We start from the raw sequence: 19,794 nt of genomic DNA, 5'->3' as shown, positions 1-19,794 counted from the left end.
AAACCCGAGGCAATTGATAAAAAAAAGCGGGAACGAAAAGCCCGACCCGAAGTTTACGGAGGGGCACGCCCAAATAAAAAATACTATTAAAAAAAACAGATAATGGATATTAACTACAAACCAACATTACCCATTGAAAATCGTCCGATTTACATTATTGGAGCGGGCGGAATTGTGCGTGATGCGCATTTGCCTGCTTACAAAAGTGTGGGCTTTACGATTGCGGGAATCACCAATAGAACTCGCGAAAGAGCGGAGGAATTGGCAAAGAAATTTGCGATTCCGACTGTCTATGAAACGGTTGCCGATATGGTCAAAGATGCTCCTTCGTACGCTATTTATGATTTGACCCTTATGCCGAATCAGTTTGTGCAAACATTGGAGCAATTGCCTGACGAAGCAGCAGTTTTGATTCAGAAACCCATGGGAGATGATTTTGAGCAAACTTTGGCGATTTTGGGAGTTTGTAGAAGAAAAAAACTAAAGGCAGCCGTAAATTGTCAGATGCGTTTTGCACCCTATATTATGGCGGCAAAAGACATCATCGACCGAGGATTGATTGGCGAATTGTACGATTTTGAAGTGCGTTTGTCCATATATACCCCTTGGGAATATTTCCCGAATGTGGTGAATCACCCGAGATTGGAAATTCAGCAACACAGCATTCATTATATTGATTTGATTCGCTCGTTTTTAGGTAACCCAAAAAAAGTGTATTCGAAAACCTTACGAAATCCAGGTAAAACAATGTCGTCTACTCGTACGACGACGATTATGGATTATAATGATGCGATGCGAGCAATTATCAACACCAATCACGATCATAATTTTGGCGAGAAAAACCAAGAAAGTTTTGTGAAATGGGAAGGTACCAAAGGAGCTATCAAAGCTCGAATAGGATTGCTACTAGACTACCCAAATGGCAAACCCGATTTGTTTGAGTACTGCATTGTAACCGAAGGAGAAAAACCAAAATGGATTGAAGTGCCGCTAAAAGGCTCTTGGTTCCCCGATGCATTTGTGGGAACAATGGCGTCCTTAATGCGATTTGTAGAAGGTTCTACCACCGAATTACCCACTAGCGTGGAAGATGTGGTGCACTCGATGGCAATCGTAGAAGCTGCCTATGAATCGAATGACAACGGAGGTATTTTACCCAATTATTCTATATAAAATAAAGAAACATGCACATACTATCACGATTTTACGAAGATTACGAACTAGGAAGCAAAAGAGAAACTTTTGGACGAACCATAACCGAAACGGATTTTGTGGTTCACGCAGGACATACGGGGGATTTTTTTCCGCACCATATGGATGCTGAATGGTGCAAGACACAACCCTTCAAACAACGAATTGCTCACGGAACCTTGACTTTTAGTGTGGGAATCGGAATGACCGCTACAGAAATTAATCCAGAGGCTTTTTCAAAGGGCTACGACCGTTTGCGTTTTGTAAAACCCGTTTATATTGGTGATACCATAAACGTGGTAATTACCATTAGCGAAAAGAAAGATTCCAACAAACCCGAATTTGGACAAATAAACGAGCATGTCGAAATTTTCAATCAAAATGGTGATTTAGTGCTTGTGTGCGACCATATCTTATTAGCAAAAAAGAAAATATAACGTTTGTTCTACTATAATGGACATATGTGAATGCCTTAGTTAGCGGTTTCACCTATGTTTGTATAACCAAAAAATAACCAAATATTATGAAAAACACTGTTTTAGGATTAGTGACTATTGCATTAGTATCCTGCAATGCACAACAGAAAACAACCAAAAATAAAGTTGCCGACAAAAAGATCGAATACAAAGCCGATTGGAAATCATTGGAACAACACAAAACACCAGAATGGTTCTTGGATGCTAAATTCGGAATCTACTGCCACTGGGGACCGTACTCGGTTCCAGAATATAAAAATGAATGGTACTCGCACTGGATGTATGTAAACAAGGACAATCCTGAGGCTAGGAAAGGGAAAGAAAGTGAGTACTACACGCATCACGTAAATACCTACGGACCTTTGGATAAATTTGGTTACAAAGATTTCATTCCGATGTTTAAGGCTGAAAAGTTTGACGCTGCTGCTTGGGCAGATTTATTTGAAAAATCAGGTGCAAAATTCTCAGGACCCGTTTCTGAACATGCCGATGGTTTTGCCATGTGGGATAGTGATTTGACCAAATGGGATGCCAAAGAAATGGGACCTAAACGTGATATCATGGGCGAACTGTCTAAGGAAATTAGAAAAAGAGGGATGAAATTTATCGCTACTTTTCACCGTCAATGGTTGTATGCTTGGTACCCAACTTGGGATGAAACTACCGATGCATCAGACCCAAGATATGCGGGTTTGTACGGTCCAAAAGTTAAAAAAGGTGATTTCCTTTTCCCAGATAATCCAAATAGAAAAAAACTAGGAGCGGCATCTTATTACCCATTGGCTGACGAGCAATTTAATAAAGAATGGTTGGACCGTTTGAAGGAGATTACCAATAAGTACAATCCAGATATGGTTTGGTTTGATAATAAAATGGACATCATTGGCGAAGATTATCGTAAAGAATTCTTAGAATATTATTACAATCATGCTGAGAAAAACAATCAAGAAGTAGTGTCAACTTACAAATTTCATGATTTTGCCGAAGGCACTGCTGTTCTAGATTTGGAACGAGCAAGAATGAGTGAGAAAAAAGATTTTCCGTGGTTGACAGATGATTCTATTGACTGGAAATCATGGTCACACATTTCTGACCCAAACTACAAATCGACCAATCGTTTGCTGGATTTCTTGATTGATGTAGTGAGTAAAAACGGAGCGGTTTTATTGAATATCACACCAAAAGCAAATGGTGAAATTCCAGAGCCTGTCAAAGAACGTTTGCTACAAATGGGAGATTGGTTGCGAACAAATGGCGAAGCCATTTACGGAACTCGTACTTTTGATATCTACGGCGAAGGCGATGCAGTAGTCAAAGAAGGTCATTTGAGTGAAGATAAAAATGCTGATAATACAGCCAAAGATATTCGTTTTACAACCAAAGGAGACATTGTTTATGCAACGGTTCTAGATTGGCCAACCGACAATAAATTAGTAATTCATACCTTCAAAAAAGGAAGTCCGTATTTTACCAATGGAATCGAATCGATTGAATTTTTGGCCAACAAAAAGAAAATGAAATTCTCAGTGGAGAATGACGGATTACACATTCAATTACCAAAAGAAAAAGTAGGTGATTATGCTTTTGCATTCAAAATAACACCAAAGAAATAGTTTTAAAAGCATTTGGGCGTGACCCGCTGAAAAACGCGGGTCGGGCTATGCGCTACAATCTTTTACGGGGCAGAAAAAGCCCCATAAAAGGATTTCCGCTGCTATCCCTCACGCAAAACATACAAGAGGTAAAATCTACATAAATAGTAAAATTTAAAACATGAAAAAGACAGGATTATCAATCACATTGGCAGTACTCCTTTTTTGTCAATTGGGTATTAGTCAACGTTCTAGCAACAAACAGCCCAACATCATTTACATCATGTCTGATGATCATACTGCACAAGCCATTGGTGCTTATGGGAGTCGTTTGGCAAAATTAAACCCAACGCCTACCATCGATAAGTTGGCGGCCGAAGGAATGCTTTTCGAAAATGCTTTTGTAACCAATTCCATTTGCACGCCTAGTCGTGCCTGTATTATCACAGGTCAGTATTCACAAACCAATGGTGTTTTGGACTTGGATGGGGAATTAGATCCCGCAAAAGAATACTTGCCAATGGAAATGAAAAAGCTGGGATACACCACAGCTATGATTGGAAAATGGCATTTGAAAAACGAACCTTCAGCCTTTGATTACTACAAAGTTTTGCATTCGCAAGGAAAGTATTTCAATCCTTCTTTTTTTGAAAAAGGAAAAGGGGAGTGGCTGAAAAACGAAGTGAAAACAGTAGGACATTCCACCGATGTGATTACCGATATCACTTTGGATTACTTGCAAAAAAGAGACAAATCGAAACCTTTTTTCATCATGCACCACTACAAAGCACCGCATGATATGTTTGAGTTCGCTCCACGATATGCAGATTATTTAAAAGACGTTGAAATTCCAGAACCAGCGAGTTTGTATTTTCAACCCAATTTTGGTTCGGAGGCAACTGTTGGTAAAAACGGAAAATTAGGTGCCGTAATCGGAAGCTCGGTTTCAGACCGACATTTATACCGAAACTATGTAGATATGCTTTTGAAGGATACTGTTTCTGGAACAATCGCTACTCATTTAGCTTATCAAGAATACTTAAAAAGATATTTAAGATGTGTCAAAGGTGTGGATGATAATTTGGCTCGATTGTTCGATTATCTAAAAAAAGAAGGTCTTTGGGAAAATACCGTAATCGTATATACTGGTGACCAAGGAATGATGCTTGGTGAACACGATTTAATTGACAAAAGATGGATGTATGACGAATCGATGCGCATGCCGTTTATTGTACACTATCCAAAAATGGTCAAAGCAGGTTCCAAAACCGATTTGCTCATCAACAATACCGACTTCGCTCCAACGCTAATCGAATTGGCAAAAGGTAAAAAACCTTCGTACATGCAAGGGTTTAGTTTTATAAATACCTTGGAAGGAAAAGCAGAAAAAAACTGGAGAACAGCAACTTATTATCGGTATTGGATGCACAACATTCACCACTGGGTTCCTGCGCATTTTGGTGTTCGAACCAAACAATATAAGTTAATCTTTTTTTATGCCAAACATTATTTACCAGAAGCCGAATGGAATAAATTTTATTGGAATAAAGAAATGCGTATTTATGGCTATAACACGCCTGTAGCTTGGGAATTTTATGATTTAAAAAATGACCCCGAAGAAATGAATAACCGTTACAAAGACCCAAAATACAAGGATATTATTGCTTCGTTAAAAGAAGAAATTTTAAAACAACGCAAAGAATTAAATGAAACGGATGCCAATTATCCAGAAATTCAAAAAGTGATTGATAAACATTGGAATGATTAAATTCGATTAAAACACAGTATAGGCTGCTTCATCTGAGGCAGCCTTTTTTATTACCACTGCTTTTGATTTTCACTATCAAATTCTTGATCAAAATCATCTGTTATAATTTGTAAACCATATGATTACATCTACAAACAACTTTTAGCTTTATTTTACATCTTAACTAAACCAAAACTATTATTATGATTAAAAAACACTACTTACTTGGTTTTTTCTATCTAGTTCTTTCTGCCTGTAGCACTAATGGGACAGATAATGAACCAAAGAAAGAGGAAAAGCAAGTAGATACAACCCCGCCAGAAATCAGTTGTGTTGCCGATATCAATGTGGGTATAGATTATTTTGCTACCAATGCTGTAGTAACCTATACCGCTCCAATTGGTACCGATAATGTAGCAGGAGCATCAACTACCCAAACGGCAGGATTAGCATCTGGTGCAACGTTTCCAGTGGGAGTCACTACCAATACTTTTCAAGTAAAAGATGTTGCTGGAAATTCAGTATCCTGTAGTTTTAAAGTAACTGTATCAAAAAACGATCCTTCAGCTGATTTACCTTATTTAACAGAAGTAAATCCTGCACCAACCTCAAAAAAGTGGGTTAAGGTAGATGCCCTATCAGATGAGTTTAATTTGAATGCTCTTGATGAAGTTAAATGGAAAAATACAGATCCATCCCAGTGGATTGGTAGAGCACCTGGATTATTTAAAAAGAGTACCGTTTCGCAAAATGACGGAAACTTACAACTTACAGCCGATATTTTACCTGCTCCAGAAGTTGTCAATGGAAACACGTTTACGCACGCAGGTTCTTATATCACCTCTAATACAGCTGCGCAAGTAGGTTATTTTATAGAATGCAGAATGAAAGCTAATAAAACATTTATGTCGTCTACCTTTTGGTTAATCAACAAACGAAATGAGGCAACAGGTTGCGATGCTAGAACGACAGAATTAGACATCCAAGAATGTGTTGGACAAGTCACAGGCACAGCCTCGTGGACATTAACTACTGATAAACAAATGGGATCTAACCTACATAGTCGAAATACCAGCTGTCCAGAAACCCCAGTTGGATCTGTTGGAGGCAATACTCTATTAAGTGGTAAGGCGTCTGATGAGTACCATGTGTACGCAGCATGGTGGAAAAGCCCTACCGAAATTCAGTTTTATCTGGATGGCAAAAAAGTACGAACTGTGGCTCCAGTTGCTAACTTTAACCTCGGAATGTATATGAAAATGGTCGTTGAAACCTATGATTGGAATCCGACACCTGCTGGCGGAGGAATGAATGGCACTGCTCAAGACAGAACCACTTACTACGATTGGGTACGAACATGGAAATTAATTGATAACTAAAATTTTTTTTGACCAGGACTGCTAATAGAAAATCCGATTGCGCAGGCTTGTCTTAAATCATTAGCGTGCTCCTGAAGCGTCGAGATTTCTGTACGCAGAAAGTTGAGCAAGCAAAGTAACAAGAAAGTTGTAATCATGAAAACGGTTACAACTTTCTTTGTTTTTAAAAATAAGAAATGACTTAAAATAGATTATTTTTGGGTTATATTTGGAACGGGTGCGCTAACTAATACGGTAAGTGTGCACAATCGGGCCGCTAATCAAAGTAATTTAGAACACAAATAAATCAAAGTGGAAATTAATTTAATAAAAAAAATAATAACACCCCTTTTTGACTTCACATTTATAAATTTCCATTTTAAAAAAAAATGTAGTATTGAAGAATCAAAAAGTACAACTTACAATAATATTTCTTTACTTATTTTATTTTTTCTATTTATAACACTTTCAGTATTTTTTGCAGTTATAAGTTTAGGAATATTTAAATTAAAAGTAACGCGATTGAGCCTTTATTTGTGTTTAATGCCTGTTGCATTAGTACTATATTTTAATAAAAATTTAATTCAAGAATATATTATAAAACCAAATGTAGATTTCTCAATGGCAAAATATACAGATGAATATGTAAAAGATAATAATAAAAGAGGATTTTATATTTTAGTACTTATAGGTTTGTTTGGTGCATTAAGTTATATCATTATGAGGTTGGGCAGTTGGTATCTGTATCATCTTTAATATTAAATAGTTCCCGATTGTCCCGCTACCCCTCGCTACCGCACGAATCCTTTCGTGTGGTTCGTGAATAGAAACGAAAATATTCTAATTTAAAAATTCTTAAAAGCGACTGAATATCATTCAGTCGCTTTTTTTAGTTGCTAATTACCTACAACACATTCGTTTTGAACCGCATTTTTAGCATAGGCATTGTATTTCGCATAATCGTATTTGTTTAAGTCGGCAATTAAAATTCTGTCAATACTAAATTTTGATGACCTTCCAGTAATAGTAAGTGTATAAGTTTCACCAGCTTTAAAATTATAAGTAGCCCAAGGTTTTACACTGCTTATGTCCAATTGTCCCGCAGCATTTTTAAATTCTCCATCACCACCTGCTCCAAAAAATTTCGTATCCGTTTTTAAAGAGTTTGTTTGAGTGGAGTTTCTATCAGCGTTTGCTAGACAAGAATTCATTTCTCCAGCAACAAAATTACCTTCCATTTTAATAAAGCAATCGTTATTTGCATCTTGTTCAACTCCTGCTGGTTTTGAACTTCTTATCATAAAACGATAAATTCCTAAATTTTCAATTTTGAATTTATAAACCAAAGGCGAGCTTCCTGTAAAAGGGCCATTGTATCTTAAATAACCAGTACCTCTATAACCAGGAATGACAGTTTCATAAATCCATTTATCAAAATCAGAGCTTGTGTTTTCTGCTTCAAATATCAGTAATCCATTTTTTTCTAAAAATATGCCACATTTTTTATCTGTGGGGATAACATTTTCGTTTATCAACTCTGGCACAGGTTGAGTTACTCCATCACAAATAGGAATTTTAATAGGGTCGGTTCCTTCAACAATAACTTCTTCTTCTTTAGGTGTAATAACCTCTGTCTCTGGATCCGTAATTTCGATTAAATCAATATCGTCTTTCGATTTTGAACAAGATAAAAGGCTAATAGCCACTAAGGATAAAATTGAAATGGTGAGTTTCATAATTTAAGGGTTTTGGTTTGACCAAAAATAGGAAATAGTAGATTTCAGTTATACCTGATATGACCAAAAACATATTGCATATGTCTTATTCAGAAATAATTACAAATTCAGGAAAGTCCTTTTATATTTACATTTCGAAATTAATATTATGACATCTATTTCTACAACAACAATAGATTTCCTTAAAGATTTAAAGGTAAATAACGACCGATATTGGTTTACAGATAATAAGTTTACTTTATAAAATGAACAAAAAGTAATTAAAAATTTTCACCCTGATTCCACACGAATCCTTTCGTGTGGTAGGTGAATAGAAACGAAAACATTCTAATTTAAAAACCTGATCGCGCAGGCTTGTCTTCAAACACTTTGAGGGGATTTTGGTTTTATAAAATTCAGCTTACCAATTACTTCTTCTGCCAAACTCTCACATAATCTACGTTAAAATCTTCATTCAAGCGGTTGTCATCAGGAAACGCTAATAGCCATTTATTCGATTCACTATTAAAATTGATGTGCAAATCTTGGTGCCAATACACGTTTGGTGATTCTCTGAATAGAATACCATCGATATACCAACGGATAAAGTCTTTATCCCACTCCATTCCCCAAACATGATAGTCTTTTTGCAACTCAAACGGAATATAGTAATTCTGCGGGTGAGATTTTAGTTCTGTTACATTTCCTTTGTCCACAGGTGCCGAAAACACGTGCAAGTTGGATGTCAGCGTATGTCTGTTTTTTGCCGCTCCAGGATTGTTTTCACAGATGTCTATTTCTGTTTTCCAATTGTCTTTATACCACCAGTTGTACAACCAAAAACAACTTACCCAAGGAGCATCCATTAGCTTAGCTCGCATTTCAAAATAACCGTAGGTAATAGATTTTTTACTCACAACCCAACCTACATTATGCGTGTAATCATTTTTGTATTTCGGTTCTTTAACTTGATTAATTCTTAGGACAAGATTTCCTTTTTCTAATGAAACATTCTCTGAATTTGCCATAGATGGTGCTCTACCCAACCATTTTGGATTGGTATCATACCATTTGTCTAAGTCTAGTTTTAATCCAGCGAATTCATCTGACAAATCCTTTTGCAAAACCCACTTTTTATCTTTTTGATGGGATAAAGGGAGTTTGTCTGTCATTCTTTTTGGTGCCGCAGAAAACGAAATTGTATCTGTGTAATAACTCGCCGGACGAGTAGAATCTTGTGCTTTTAGACTCGAATAAGAGGCTAAAAGTACTAAAATAGCATAGTTTATTTTATTCATAATAGTTTGTCTTTAACTATAAAAATACAGTGAATATAACGGTTGCCATAAACGAAATGGTTTTTTCCGTAGAACAGATGTTTTTTGACTTCATTTAAACTCCTCAAACTTTTATTGTCCAGTTTTTATCCTTTAGATTTACCTTATAAACAATTCTGAAAGTTAAAATAACACGAATGAAAGCAAGAAAATTAATTTTAAGCACGGTAGCTTTCCTAGCTCTTTTTGCTACGAAAAATAGTTCCGCTCAAAGCATAGTGGATAAAAAGGGAGTACAAAATTTCAATCAGAATTGGTTGTTTAAAAAAGACACGCTACAAGGAGCTGAAAAAGTTGCGTTCCAAGATTCGAATTGGAAAAAAATAAACTTGCCACACGATTGGGCTATCGAAGGTCCTTTTAGTAATAAAAATAATGCCAGAACTGGCGGACTACCCGTTCACGGAATTGCATGGTACCGAAAACATTTTGTTGTCGAAAATAAAAATAAAGGGAGTCAAATTGCTGTAGCTTTTGATGGTGTGATGAATAATGCCAAAGTTTGGATAAATGGTAATTATGTGGGAGAACGCCCGTTTGGTTACATTGGATTTGAACTTGATTTGACACCATACATTAAATATGGTCAAGAAAATGTTATTGCCGTACAAGTTGCACCCGAGGATTTGTCTGCTCGTTGGTATCCAGGAGCTGGAATCTATCGCAATGTATATTTGAAAGTCAAAAATGACATCCACATTCCGCAATGGGGAACATACATTACGACGCCAACTGTAAGCGATGCAAAAGCAACAGTGGCAATTCAAACCACTATTAAAAATGCTGGGAATCTAAGCTCGAATGCCGTATTGGTTACAACTATCAAGAATAATAAAGGCGTTGTTGTGGCTAGCCAATCGAAAGCTCTTACTTTAGATAAATCTTCAGAACAAAAACTAAGTCAAAATCTAGAGGTTTTAAAACCTGCTCGTTGGGATATACAATCTCCTACCTTATATACTGCATTTAGTCAAGTAAAAGTAAACAATCAAGTTGTTGAAGAATACCAAACTAATTTTGGAATTAGAACGATAAAATTTGATGCCAACAATGGTTTTTTATTGAATGGAAAACGAGTACAGTTGAACGGAGTTTGTATGCATCATGATTTGGGACCTTTGGGTGCTGCCGTGAATTATCGCGCTACCGAACGCCAGATGCAAATTATGAAAAGTATGGGTACAAATGCATTGCGTACCAGTCATAATCCACCATCTCCAGAAATGTTGGAAGTTTGTGATAAACTTGGAATCGTTGTTATTGTCGAAGCTTTTGACGAATGGCAACTCCCTAAAGTTCCAAACGGCTACAGCAAATTTTTCGATAAATGGCATGAAAGAGATTTGCGTGACATGATCAAAAGAGACCGCAACCATCCATCGGTAATCATGTGGAGTATTGGTAACGAAATTTTGGAACAAAGCAAAAAAGACGGTTGGATTTTGACCAAACACCTCAATGATATTTGCCATGATGAAGACAATACACGTCCTACAACAGCTGGATTTAACTATTACCCACAACCTTTTACGAATAAACTAGCGTACCAAATAGATGTCGTAGGAATGAACTATTGGCCTGCAGATTACAAAGAAATCAAAGAAAAAAATCCGAATATCATTTTGTACGGATCTGAAACTTCTTCGCAAACTAGTAGCCGTGGAGTATATCATTTACCAATTGAATTTAATGAAAAACATGAAACCAATCAAGTTTCGAGCTATGACACCACCGTTGGTCCACCGTGGGCTTACGCACCCGATGTAGAATTTGACGCTCAGGAGAAAAACTCTTTTTCGTTAGGGGAATTCATCTGGACAGGATTTGATTATTTGGGCGAACCAACACCTTATGGAGGTCGTGACAATTCCACCAATGGGTATTGGAACAAAGACTGGCCATCACACGCCTCCTATTTTGCACCCGTAGATTTGTGTGGTTTTCCAAAAGACCGCTACTATCTATACCAAAGTCAATGGACAACCAAACCAATGGTACATGTTTTACCACATTGGAATTGGGAAGGAAAAGAAGGCGACATTATTCCGGTTTACTCCTATACCAACTGTGAGGAAGTGGAATTGTTTGTGAACGGAAAATCGATGGGTAAAAAAGTAAAAGGAAAAGACTTTACCGAAATCCCATCAGAATATCATGGTTTTGAAAAAGGAATGTATAAAACTAAATACCGTTTGTCATGGAATGTACCTTACCAACCAGGAAGTATCAAAGTTGTAGGTTACAAAAACGGAAAACAAGCTGCTGTAAAAGAAATTAAAACAGCGGGCGCTCCAGCTCAAATTAAACTTTCGGCTGATAGAAACGTGATCACCGCTGACGGAAAAGATTTATCCTTTATCACGGTAAGAATCGAAGATGCCAACGGAAATTTGTGTCCAAACGCTGATAATTTGGTGAATTTTAAAGTAGAAGGCGCAGGAATTCAAGCGGCAGTTGGCAATGGTGATTCGGCTTCATTGGCTTCTTTTCAAGCGAATAACAGCAAAGCTTTCAGTGGAATGTGTTTATTGATTGTAAAAGCTACCGACAAAAAAGGAACCATCAAAATTACTGCTACATCTAGTAATTTGAAAACGGCAGAAACCATCGTTACAACTAAATAATAGATACACTATAACTCTTTATGGATAGGTATTCGAATCATTCGATCACCTTAAAATAATTTAAATATTCGATAGATGAAAAAAAATAACATCAAACTGATTTGTTTGTTCGCTGCAGCCTCTTTTGGTTCTGTTCAAGCTCAAAATAAATCAAAGCAAAAAGCACAAAAATTTGAACCAACTTGGGAATCGGTATCAACTGTAAAAGCAGTACCTGATTGGTTTCAGGATGCTAAATTTGGAATTTATGCGCATTGGGGACCTGTTTCTGCCGCTTTTGAAGGATCTGATCCTAAACAATATTATGGCGGTTGGCACGGAATGGTGATGTACCAAGATGGTAAAATTGTACCTACCAAAAACGGAAAACCATCAACCAATTATGTTCATCACACGAGTAAATACGGTAACGTAAAAGAATTTGGATACAAACAAATTATTGAGCAATTCAAACCAACTGGTTTTAATGCAGCAAAATGGGCCGAATTGTTTAAAAAATCGGGGGCAAAATTTTCTGGTCCTGTAGCCATGCACCATGATAATTTTGCAATGTGGGACAGCAAGGCGACGCGTTGGAACAGTATGAATTACGGAGGTATTGACCCATCAGCAGCCCTGAAAAAAGAAATTGAAGCTAGAGGGATGAAGTTTATGGCCTCTTTTCATCACGCTTTTACTTGGAAATATTTTGCACCAGCGCATGCACATGGTGGTATTGATCCAAAAGATTATGATTTGTACACAAGTCCGCATTCCTTAGAATCGAATACTCCAGACGATCGTTTTTATAAAGAATGGTGGGCAAAATTAAAGGAATATATTGATGTTTATCAGCCAGATTTAATTTGGTTTGATTGGTGGTTGGAAAATATGACGGAAGAAAGCCGACTTAAATTTTTGTCCTATTATTACAACAAAGGGATCGAATGGAATAAAGAAGTGGGAGTTGCTTACAAAGAAAGTACCTTTACCTTGGACACTGGGATTAAAGATTATGAACGAGGAAGACCCAACCAACCCAAAAATCCAACTTGGTTGACAGATACTTCTCCAGGAGCCTGGTTCTACAGACCGAATGCGCAGTTTAAATCGCCTAACGAATTGGTAGATATTTTAGTTGATATCGTTTCCAAAAACGGAGTTATGCTGTTGAATGTACCACCAGATCCAGACGGAACTATCCCGCCAGTAATGGAAAATTTATTGACCGATATGGGAAAATGGTTGGAAGTGAACGGTGAAGCGATTTATGGCACACGCCCATGGACTATTTTTGGCGAAGGCCCAAATAGATTACCAGAAGGTGGTCATAAAGTTGAGGAGAAAAATAAAATAGAATACTCGAATAAAGACATTCGATTCACAAAAAAATCAGACAAAATCTTTTATGCTATTGTATTGGATAAACCAGTAGATAAAATTGTAATCAAATCATTGAGTACACAAATAGGCGTTTTAAATTCTAAAATAGAAAGTATAACACTTTTAGGTAGTGATGAAAAGATTAAATGGGTCCGAAATGAAGAAGGATTATTCATCACTGCTCCCAAATCATACCCATCTGATTACGCACATTCTTTCAAAATTAAAATGGAAGGCTATCAAGAAAATAATATTGGTGGAGACGTTGACGCTCATAAAGATTAAGTTTTAAAATAAAAAAATGATCAAAAAAATTGTAACCCTAGCTGTTGTTTTTCAATCGATGCTCAGCATTAGCGCCCAACAGCGTCCCAATATCATATTTGTATTGACAGATGATCAATCGTATGAATTAATGGGCAGTTCAGGACGAAATAATATCATCCAGACGCCCAATTTAGATAAAATGGCGCAAGATGGAATCTTGTTTACCAATGCGCATGTGTCGACCGCTATCTGTACGCCATCGCGTATTTGTATATTGCTAAGCCAGTACGAGCGCAAACATGGGGTCAATTTTAATTCGGGCACCAGCGTTTCAGACAAAGCTTGGGAGAGTTCGTACCCTGTAGTGATGCGTGCCAACGGTTATTACACAGGATGGGTTGGTAAAAATCATTCGCCTATAGGCAAAGGAGGATATACTAGTGGTCTTATCGAAAAAAGTTTTGATTATTGGTATTCGAATCATGCTCACGTCGGCTTTTATCCAAAAGAAATTAGTAATATTTATAATGATGCAATCGCTTTTACACAACCTGAAATTATCAATGAAGGGGTAAATGATTTTCTAGATCCTAACGAAAGAAAATTAAAAGGAGCTGTTCATTTTATTACCAATAGACCAGCTGACAAGCCTTTTATGTTGTCCATCAATTTCAATTTACCGCACGGATCAAGTACGCGCGAAATGAAATCAAAATCGACAGATGATGCCATCTACCGCACATTGTACCGTGATTTAGACATTCCGTTGCCACCTAATTATGTGGCTCGAGCAGACATCAAAAATCCAAAGTTACCTAAAGATCTATGGCATACTGATGATCGCCAAGAAGGATACAATTATGTTGATAAACCCGATACTGCCAAAGAGCGAGCGATTCGTGAAATGCAGGCTGTAACAGGAATTGACCGAATGGTTGGAAATTTAAGAAAGAAATTGAAAGACCTTAAAATCGACAAAAATACCATTATCATTTTCACCTCAGACCACGGATTGTTTGGTGGTGAATTTGGTTTGGGAGGAAAAGCGACTTGCTATGAAAAAAACACTCATATTCCGTTTATAGTTTATGATCCAACAGCGCCAAAAAAAGCACATGGTGTGGTTAGCGATGCTTTGGTCCAAACGATTGATATTGCTCCTACCATGTTAGCAATGGCAGGTATAAAAATTCCAGATACTTTTCAGGGAAAAGACATTTCTACAATTATCAGAGGACAACAACAGGATGTAAGAAGCTATTCTTATTCAGAAAATTTATGGTCTACAAATTTTGGAAATCCTCGTTGTGAATCCATTCAAGACAAACGTTGGAAGTACATTCGATACTACAAAAACGATAATTTTTCGGCCGTAAAATTGATTCAATACGGAAAAGAAATGGGAATTCCGCAAAAAGACATGTTATACAATTTACATGATCCAGAAATTGCTATTTACCGTGACTACATTGATTCCCCGTTGAATGGTGAACAACCTGTTTACGAAGAACTGTACGACTTAAAGAATGACCCTTTCGAGGCAAAAAATTTAATAGCAGAAAAACAACATACTGCCATTGTCGAAAATTTGAAAAAACAATGGAAAATTGCCATCACAAATGCTCGTGGAAAGGGCAAACCAGAAGTATATCGTTATACTGATGACTTGTTTCCAGGTGGCGCTAAGGATTAATTACATTTTATAAATAGTTGAAAAACAAATAAATAATGAAAAAGCAAATAATAACTCTTGCACTTCTTTTTCAAGGTATTCTTGGAATGACAGCTCAAGACCGTCCCAATATCGTCTTTGTACTTACAGACGATCAATCCTATGAATTGTTAGGCTGTACGGGTAACACTATCGTACAAACGCCCAACATCGACAAAATGGCCAAGGACGGAATTTTGTTTACCAACGCCCACGTGACCAGCGCCATCTGTACGCCGAGTAGAGTCTCCATTTTATTGGGACAATACGAGCGCAAGCATGGTGTAAACTTCAACTCTGGAACAAGCATATCCGACAAAGGTTGGGAAGGCTCGTATCCTATGGTGATGCGTGCCAATGGCTACTACACAGGATGGGTTGGTAAAAACCACGCTCCAACTGGTAAAGGTGGTTATGACAGCGGGCTTATGGAAAAAAGTTTTGATTATTGGTATGCTGGACATGGGCATTTGAGTTTTTATCCAAAAGACAGACATAACATTTTTAACGATGCGATTGCTTTTACACAACCAGAAATTATCAATGAAGGGGTAAATGAATTCTTGGATCCAAACGAAAGAAAACTAAAAGGAGCTTTGCGTTTCTTAGAAAATAGACCGAAAGACAAACCTTTTATGTTGTCTATAAATTTCAATTTACCACATGGTGCGAGTACAAGTACCATGAAAATGAAACCAACAGATGATGCTATTTATAGAACTTTATACCGTGATTTAGACATTCCGTTGCCACCTAATTATATTGCCAAAGCGGATATAAAAACGCCAAAATTACCCGAAGATCTCTTTCATGTAGAAGACCGTCAAGATGGTTACAACTATGTAGATACCCCTGCTGGAATCAAAGAAAGATACATTCGTGAAATGGAAGCCATGACAGGAATTGATCGCTTGATTGGAAATTTGAGAAAGAAATTGAAAGATTTAAAAATTGATAAAAATACAGTAATCATTTTCACATCCGATCACGGTTTATTTGGTGGTGAACAAGGATTAGGGGGAAAATCCATGTGTTACGAAAAGACAACGCATGTTCCCATTATTGTTTTCGATCCAAAAGCGCCCAAAAAAGCGAGAGGTTTAAAAAGTGATGCTTTGGTACAAACGATCGATATTGCCCCGACAATGTTGGCAATGGGCGGCATAAAAATTCCAAATAGTTTTCAAGGAAAAGACATTTCGAATTTAATAAATGGCGGAAAAGAAGGCGTTAGAAATTACGTTTATACCGAAAATTTATGGTCAACGCATTTTGGAAACCCTCGTTGTGAGTCGGTGCAAGATCAACAGTGGAAATACATTCGATACTATAAAAACAATAATTTTTCGGCTCGAAAAGAAATCAAATATGCCAAAGAATTAGGAATGAATGTTAATGAGATGCTATACAAAATGCACGATCCCGAAATTGCTATTTACCGTGATTACATTGATTCACCATTGAACGGCGAAAAGCCAGTTTATGAAGAGTTGTATGATTTGAAAAATGATCCTTTTGAACTACACAATTTGGTTGCAGAGAAGAAACACGCCACTATTTTGGACAACTTAAAAAAGCAGTGGAAAATCGAAATCAAAAATGCTAGAGGCGAAGGAAAACCAGAAGTGTACCGATACACCAATGATTTGTATCCTGATGGGGAACACTAGAATAAATTGAGATCATGCTATTTTTTTAAACAAGAATAATTTATAAGATGAAAAAAAAGTTATGTAGTTTATTGTTTTATTTTGGATGCATTACCGTTTCAAACGCACAAATGAATGTGCTTTTTATCGAATCTGATGATCAAAGCAATCAGACCGTTCAAGCCTATGGCAACAAGAAAATGATAACACCCAATATTGATGCGCTGGCAAGTGAAGGTGTTTCTTTTACGGCTGCTTACAATATGGGTTGTTGGTCTCCAGCGGTTTGTATCCCTAGTAGAACCATGCTTTTCTATGGGAAATATTTATGGGAATCTCAAAATATTAGCAAGCAAAACAGCCCCAAAGCCTTATCCGAAGAATTTAAAGACAACGGTTACTATACCTTTATGACGGGTAAGTGGCACGCTATGGGGAAAAATGCCACGGAAGTATTTGATCAAACGGGAAGCATTCAGCCGGGACAACTCAAGACTTATAACGCACCGGCAGGACATATAACGGATATTACAGCAAATGAAGCAGTTGCGTTTTTGAAAAACTACAATGATAAAAAACCGTTTTTTGCCTATGTAGCTTTTAATGCTCCACATGTCCCTCGTCAAACGGAGCAAAAATACTATGATTTGTATCCTACAGAAGGGATTACTCTGCCACCTAGTATGGTCGACAAAAGTCCGTTTAATCCCAATGTAAAGTATCAGTACACCAGCAATCCTATCAGAGCAGCTGAAATGAAAAAAACTGTTCAGCAAAACAATGCTATGGTGACGCATATGGATACAAGAATTGGTGAAATAATTCAAGCTTTAAAAGACAAAAATCTTTATAATAAAACCATTATCGTCTTTACATCTGACCACGGAATCAATTTTGGCGAAAATGCTGTAGCGGGAAAAGTTTGCTTGTATGAACCTAGCGTAACAGCACCACTTATCATCAAAGCTCCTAAAATTGCTGCCAATTCCAAAATTGATCAGCGTGTATACCTGCAGGATATAGGTCCCACGCTTACAGATATGTTAGGATTTAAAAACAGTAAAGACTCCAAATTTCAAAGTTTGATTCCTATAATCACAAAAAAAGGGAAAGCGCGAGAATCTATTTATCTGGCCATGTTTGATGATCAAAGGGCGATAATTGCTAAGAATAAAAAACTTATTGTATATCCTAAAACAGCCGATTTAGAATACTATGATTTGATAAAGGATCCTTGGGAAACAAACAACCTTATTAAAGCCACTAGTAGTAAAGCTAACATCAAATTACTTTTAAAACAACTAAAAGATTGGCAGGCTGAAACAAATGACCTAACGGACCTATCCCCAATTTATAACCAGTATTTGAACTAAACTATATAATGAAAAAAATATTATTTTTTATATTAATACTGCTATCATACACTGTTCAAGCCAAGGATTACAATGTTTTGAACTTTGGAGCCAAAGCTGATGGCGCAACGCTCGATACGCAAGCTGTACAAAAAGCCATTGACTTATGTACTGGTGAAGGCGGTGGTCGTGTGATTATTCCAGCAGGTAAAAAAGTCATGATCGGGACTATTTACCTAAAAGATTTTGTGACGCTATATTTAGAAAATGGATCTGTTTTATTAGGAAGTCCTAATTATGCGGATTATACGACCGATACACACAAAAACACCTATAAAAACGAAACTCATATGGATCGTTGTTTGATTTTTGCTCGTGATGCAAAATCATTTTCTATCGAAGGAAAAGGAACGATTGACGCCAATGGTCATCCTAAAAATTTTACTAAAGAAAAAGGAGGACGCCCAATGATGTTGCGTTTCTTGAATTGCAATGATATTAGTGTGAGAGATGTTACCCTAATCAATCCTGCGGCTTGGACTTCGGCTTGGTTGTATTGCAACGAAATTGTAGTAGACGGAATTAAAATTATCAGCAGAGTCAATCATAACGGGGATGGTCTGGATTTTGACGGTTGTACCAATGTGCGCGTTTCCAATTCGTCATTTGATACTAGCGATGATTCTATTTGTTTACAGACTTCAAGACCTGATAAACCTTGCAAAGATATTACGATTACCAATTGTGTTTTTACAAGCAAATGGGCAGCTATGCGTTTCGGTTTGGCTTCGCGAGGTGATTTTGAATCGGTGACGGTGACCAATTGTACTTTCCATGATATCTTAGATTCGGGATTAAAAATCCAAATGAATGAAGGCGGCATAATGAAAAATATGATTTTTTCGAACATCGTAATGAAGAATGTTCCAAGACCTATTTTTATGACTTTTTGCCAACAACGCGCAGGTGTAGATTCCCCTGAGGAAATGGCTCCTATGAAAGAAATGCAGGGATTTATTTTCGAAAACATTATAGTTGATAATCGGGAATTAGATAAAAATTCAGTTCTCTTTTTGACCGGAATGCCCAATCATTACATCCAAGACATTCAGCTGAAAAACATTCAAATCACGGTTTCTGGTGGCGGAACCAAAGCCGATGCCGCTCTTAAAAACATCAAAGAATTCACTCTAGAAACCCTAGGAAACTGGTGGCCCGAATTTAGCAAAGTAGGCACTTTACCAGCAAGCGGAATTTACGCTAGGCATATTGATGGTTTGTATATTGACAACGTCAATATAAACACCATCAGCAAAGACGAACGTTTACCCATCGTTTTTGATGACGTTTTAAACAGCGAGGTTCAAGCGGTTTTTTTGAATCGAAATAAAATCAAAAACAGTCTAAAATAAT

At 37.0% G+C, this 19,794-nt stretch carries 14 protein-coding genes; 12 read left to right on the top strand and 2 right to left on the bottom strand.

Annotation, left to right across the window (positions count from 1 at the left end; translation table 11 throughout):
• Positions 1-102 precede the first annotated feature (102 nt).
• The 6 genes from ABZP37_RS14325 to ABZP37_RS14300 all read left to right on the top strand — a co-directional run bounded on the left by ABZP37_RS14325 (position 103) and on the right by ABZP37_RS14300 (position 7,120).
• The gene (locus tag ABZP37_RS14325; protein WP_264619084.1) at positions 103-1,173 is read left to right on the top strand and encodes a Gfo/Idh/MocA family oxidoreductase; all 1,071 of its coding nucleotides are present in this window, start codon (positions 103-105) and stop codon (positions 1,171-1,173) included.
• Positions 1,174-1,184: 11 nt separating this feature from the next.
• Entirely contained in the window at positions 1,185-1,628 is a 444-nt protein-coding gene (locus ABZP37_RS14320; protein ID WP_264619085.1) for a MaoC/PaaZ C-terminal domain-containing protein, read from the top strand.
• A gap of 86 nt (positions 1,629-1,714) precedes the next feature.
• Positions 1,715-3,280: an alpha-L-fucosidase gene (locus tag ABZP37_RS14315; protein WP_366183783.1), complete on the top strand. Its 1,566-nt coding sequence runs from the start codon at positions 1,715-1,717 to the stop codon at positions 3,278-3,280.
• 160 nt (positions 3,281-3,440) lie between these two features.
• The gene (locus ABZP37_RS14310) at positions 3,441-5,027 is read left to right on the top strand and encodes a sulfatase (protein ID WP_366183782.1); all 1,587 of its coding nucleotides are present in this window, start codon (positions 3,441-3,443) and stop codon (positions 5,025-5,027) included.
• Positions 5,028-5,209: 182 nt separating this feature from the next.
• On the top strand, positions 5,210-6,385 hold the full coding sequence (locus ABZP37_RS14305) for an HYR domain-containing protein (protein WP_366183781.1): 1,176 nt from the start codon (positions 5,210-5,212) through the stop codon (positions 6,383-6,385).
• A 291-nt stretch (positions 6,386-6,676) separates the two neighbouring features.
• A complete protein-coding gene (locus ABZP37_RS14300) occupies positions 6,677-7,120 on the top strand; it encodes a hypothetical protein (protein WP_366183780.1) in 444 nt (147 codons plus the stop codon).
• 140 nt (positions 7,121-7,260) lie between these two features.
• Here the strand turns inward: ABZP37_RS14300 and ABZP37_RS14295 are convergent, their stop codons facing one another.
• Positions 7,261-8,100 carry a hypothetical protein gene (locus ABZP37_RS14295; RefSeq protein WP_366183779.1) on the bottom strand — a complete coding sequence of 280 codons (840 nt, stop codon included), beginning with the start codon at positions 8,098-8,100 and terminating at the stop codon, positions 7,261-7,263.
• A gap of 407 nt (positions 8,101-8,507) precedes the next feature.
• The gene (locus ABZP37_RS14290) at positions 8,508-9,377 is read right to left on the bottom strand and encodes a family 16 glycosylhydrolase (RefSeq protein ID WP_366183778.1); all 870 of its coding nucleotides are present in this window, start codon (positions 9,375-9,377) and stop codon (positions 8,508-8,510) included.
• 176 nt (positions 9,378-9,553) lie between these two features.
• Here ABZP37_RS14290 and galB point away from each other — a divergent pair, with 176 nt between their 5' ends.
• From galB to ABZP37_RS14260, 6 genes are all read left to right on the top strand, one after another.
• Complete coding sequence (gene galB, locus ABZP37_RS14285; RefSeq protein WP_366183777.1) at positions 9,554-12,040, top strand: beta-galactosidase GalB; 2,487 nt, start codon at positions 9,554-9,556, stop codon at positions 12,038-12,040.
• Between the two features lie 75 nt (positions 12,041-12,115).
• Positions 12,116-13,687: an alpha-L-fucosidase gene (locus ABZP37_RS14280; protein ID WP_366183776.1), complete on the top strand. Its 1,572-nt coding sequence runs from the start codon at positions 12,116-12,118 to the stop codon at positions 13,685-13,687.
• A gap of 16 nt (positions 13,688-13,703) precedes the next feature.
• Positions 13,704-15,362 carry a sulfatase-like hydrolase/transferase gene (locus ABZP37_RS14275; RefSeq protein WP_366183775.1) on the top strand — a complete coding sequence of 553 codons (1,659 nt, stop codon included), beginning with the start codon at positions 13,704-13,706 and terminating at the stop codon, positions 15,360-15,362.
• 35 nt (positions 15,363-15,397) lie between these two features.
• Positions 15,398-17,050: a sulfatase-like hydrolase/transferase gene (locus tag ABZP37_RS14270; protein WP_366183774.1), complete on the top strand. Its 1,653-nt coding sequence runs from the start codon at positions 15,398-15,400 to the stop codon at positions 17,048-17,050.
• 47 nt (positions 17,051-17,097) lie between these two features.
• Positions 17,098-18,402, top strand: coding sequence for a sulfatase-like hydrolase/transferase (locus ABZP37_RS14265; RefSeq protein WP_366183773.1), 1,305 nt, complete (start codon positions 17,098-17,100; stop codon positions 18,400-18,402).
• A gap of 8 nt (positions 18,403-18,410) precedes the next feature.
• The gene (locus tag ABZP37_RS14260; RefSeq protein ID WP_366183772.1) at positions 18,411-19,793 is read left to right on the top strand and encodes a glycosyl hydrolase family 28 protein; all 1,383 of its coding nucleotides are present in this window, start codon (positions 18,411-18,413) and stop codon (positions 19,791-19,793) included.
• The last annotated feature ends 1 nt before the right edge of the window (position 19,794 follow it).

Source organism: Flavobacterium ovatum (assembly GCF_040703125.1).
GTDB lineage: Bacteria > Bacteroidota > Bacteroidia > Flavobacteriales > Flavobacteriaceae > Flavobacterium > Flavobacterium ovatum.
Note: the sequence above shows the minus strand (reverse complement) of the source record. Positions and strands in the feature narration are given on the sequence as shown.

What these genes read in the sequence shown, in the direction of transcription:
- ABZP37_RS14325 (WP_264619084.1), top strand. Translation starts at nt 103, where the DNA reads ATGGATATTAACTACAAACCAACATTACCCATTGAAAATCGTCCGATT.
- ABZP37_RS14320 (WP_264619085.1), top strand. Translation starts at nt 1,185, where the DNA reads ATGCACATACTATCACGATTTTACGAAGATTACGAACTAGGAAGCAAA.
- ABZP37_RS14315 (WP_366183783.1), top strand. Translation starts at nt 1,715, where the DNA reads ATGAAAAACACTGTTTTAGGATTAGTGACTATTGCATTAGTATCCTGC.
- ABZP37_RS14310 (WP_366183782.1), top strand. Translation starts at nt 3,441, where the DNA reads ATGAAAAAGACAGGATTATCAATCACATTGGCAGTACTCCTTTTTTGT.
- ABZP37_RS14305 (WP_366183781.1), top strand. Translation starts at nt 5,210, where the DNA reads ATGATTAAAAAACACTACTTACTTGGTTTTTTCTATCTAGTTCTTTCT.
- ABZP37_RS14295 (WP_366183779.1), bottom strand. Translation starts at nt 8,100, where the DNA reads ATGAAACTCACCATTTCAATTTTATCCTTAGTGGCTATTAGCCTTTTA.
- ABZP37_RS14290 (WP_366183778.1), bottom strand. Translation starts at nt 9,377, where the DNA reads ATGAATAAAATAAACTATGCTATTTTAGTACTTTTAGCCTCTTATTCG.
- galB (WP_366183777.1), top strand. Translation starts at nt 9,554, where the DNA reads ATGAAAGCAAGAAAATTAATTTTAAGCACGGTAGCTTTCCTAGCTCTT.
- ABZP37_RS14280 (WP_366183776.1), top strand. Translation starts at nt 12,116, where the DNA reads ATGAAAAAAAATAACATCAAACTGATTTGTTTGTTCGCTGCAGCCTCT.
- ABZP37_RS14275 (WP_366183775.1), top strand. Translation starts at nt 13,704, where the DNA reads ATGATCAAAAAAATTGTAACCCTAGCTGTTGTTTTTCAATCGATGCTC.
- ABZP37_RS14270 (WP_366183774.1), top strand. Translation starts at nt 15,398, where the DNA reads ATGAAAAAGCAAATAATAACTCTTGCACTTCTTTTTCAAGGTATTCTT.
- ABZP37_RS14265 (WP_366183773.1), top strand. Translation starts at nt 17,098, where the DNA reads ATGAAAAAAAAGTTATGTAGTTTATTGTTTTATTTTGGATGCATTACC.
- ABZP37_RS14260 (WP_366183772.1), top strand. Translation starts at nt 18,411, where the DNA reads ATGAAAAAAATATTATTTTTTATATTAATACTGCTATCATACACTGTT.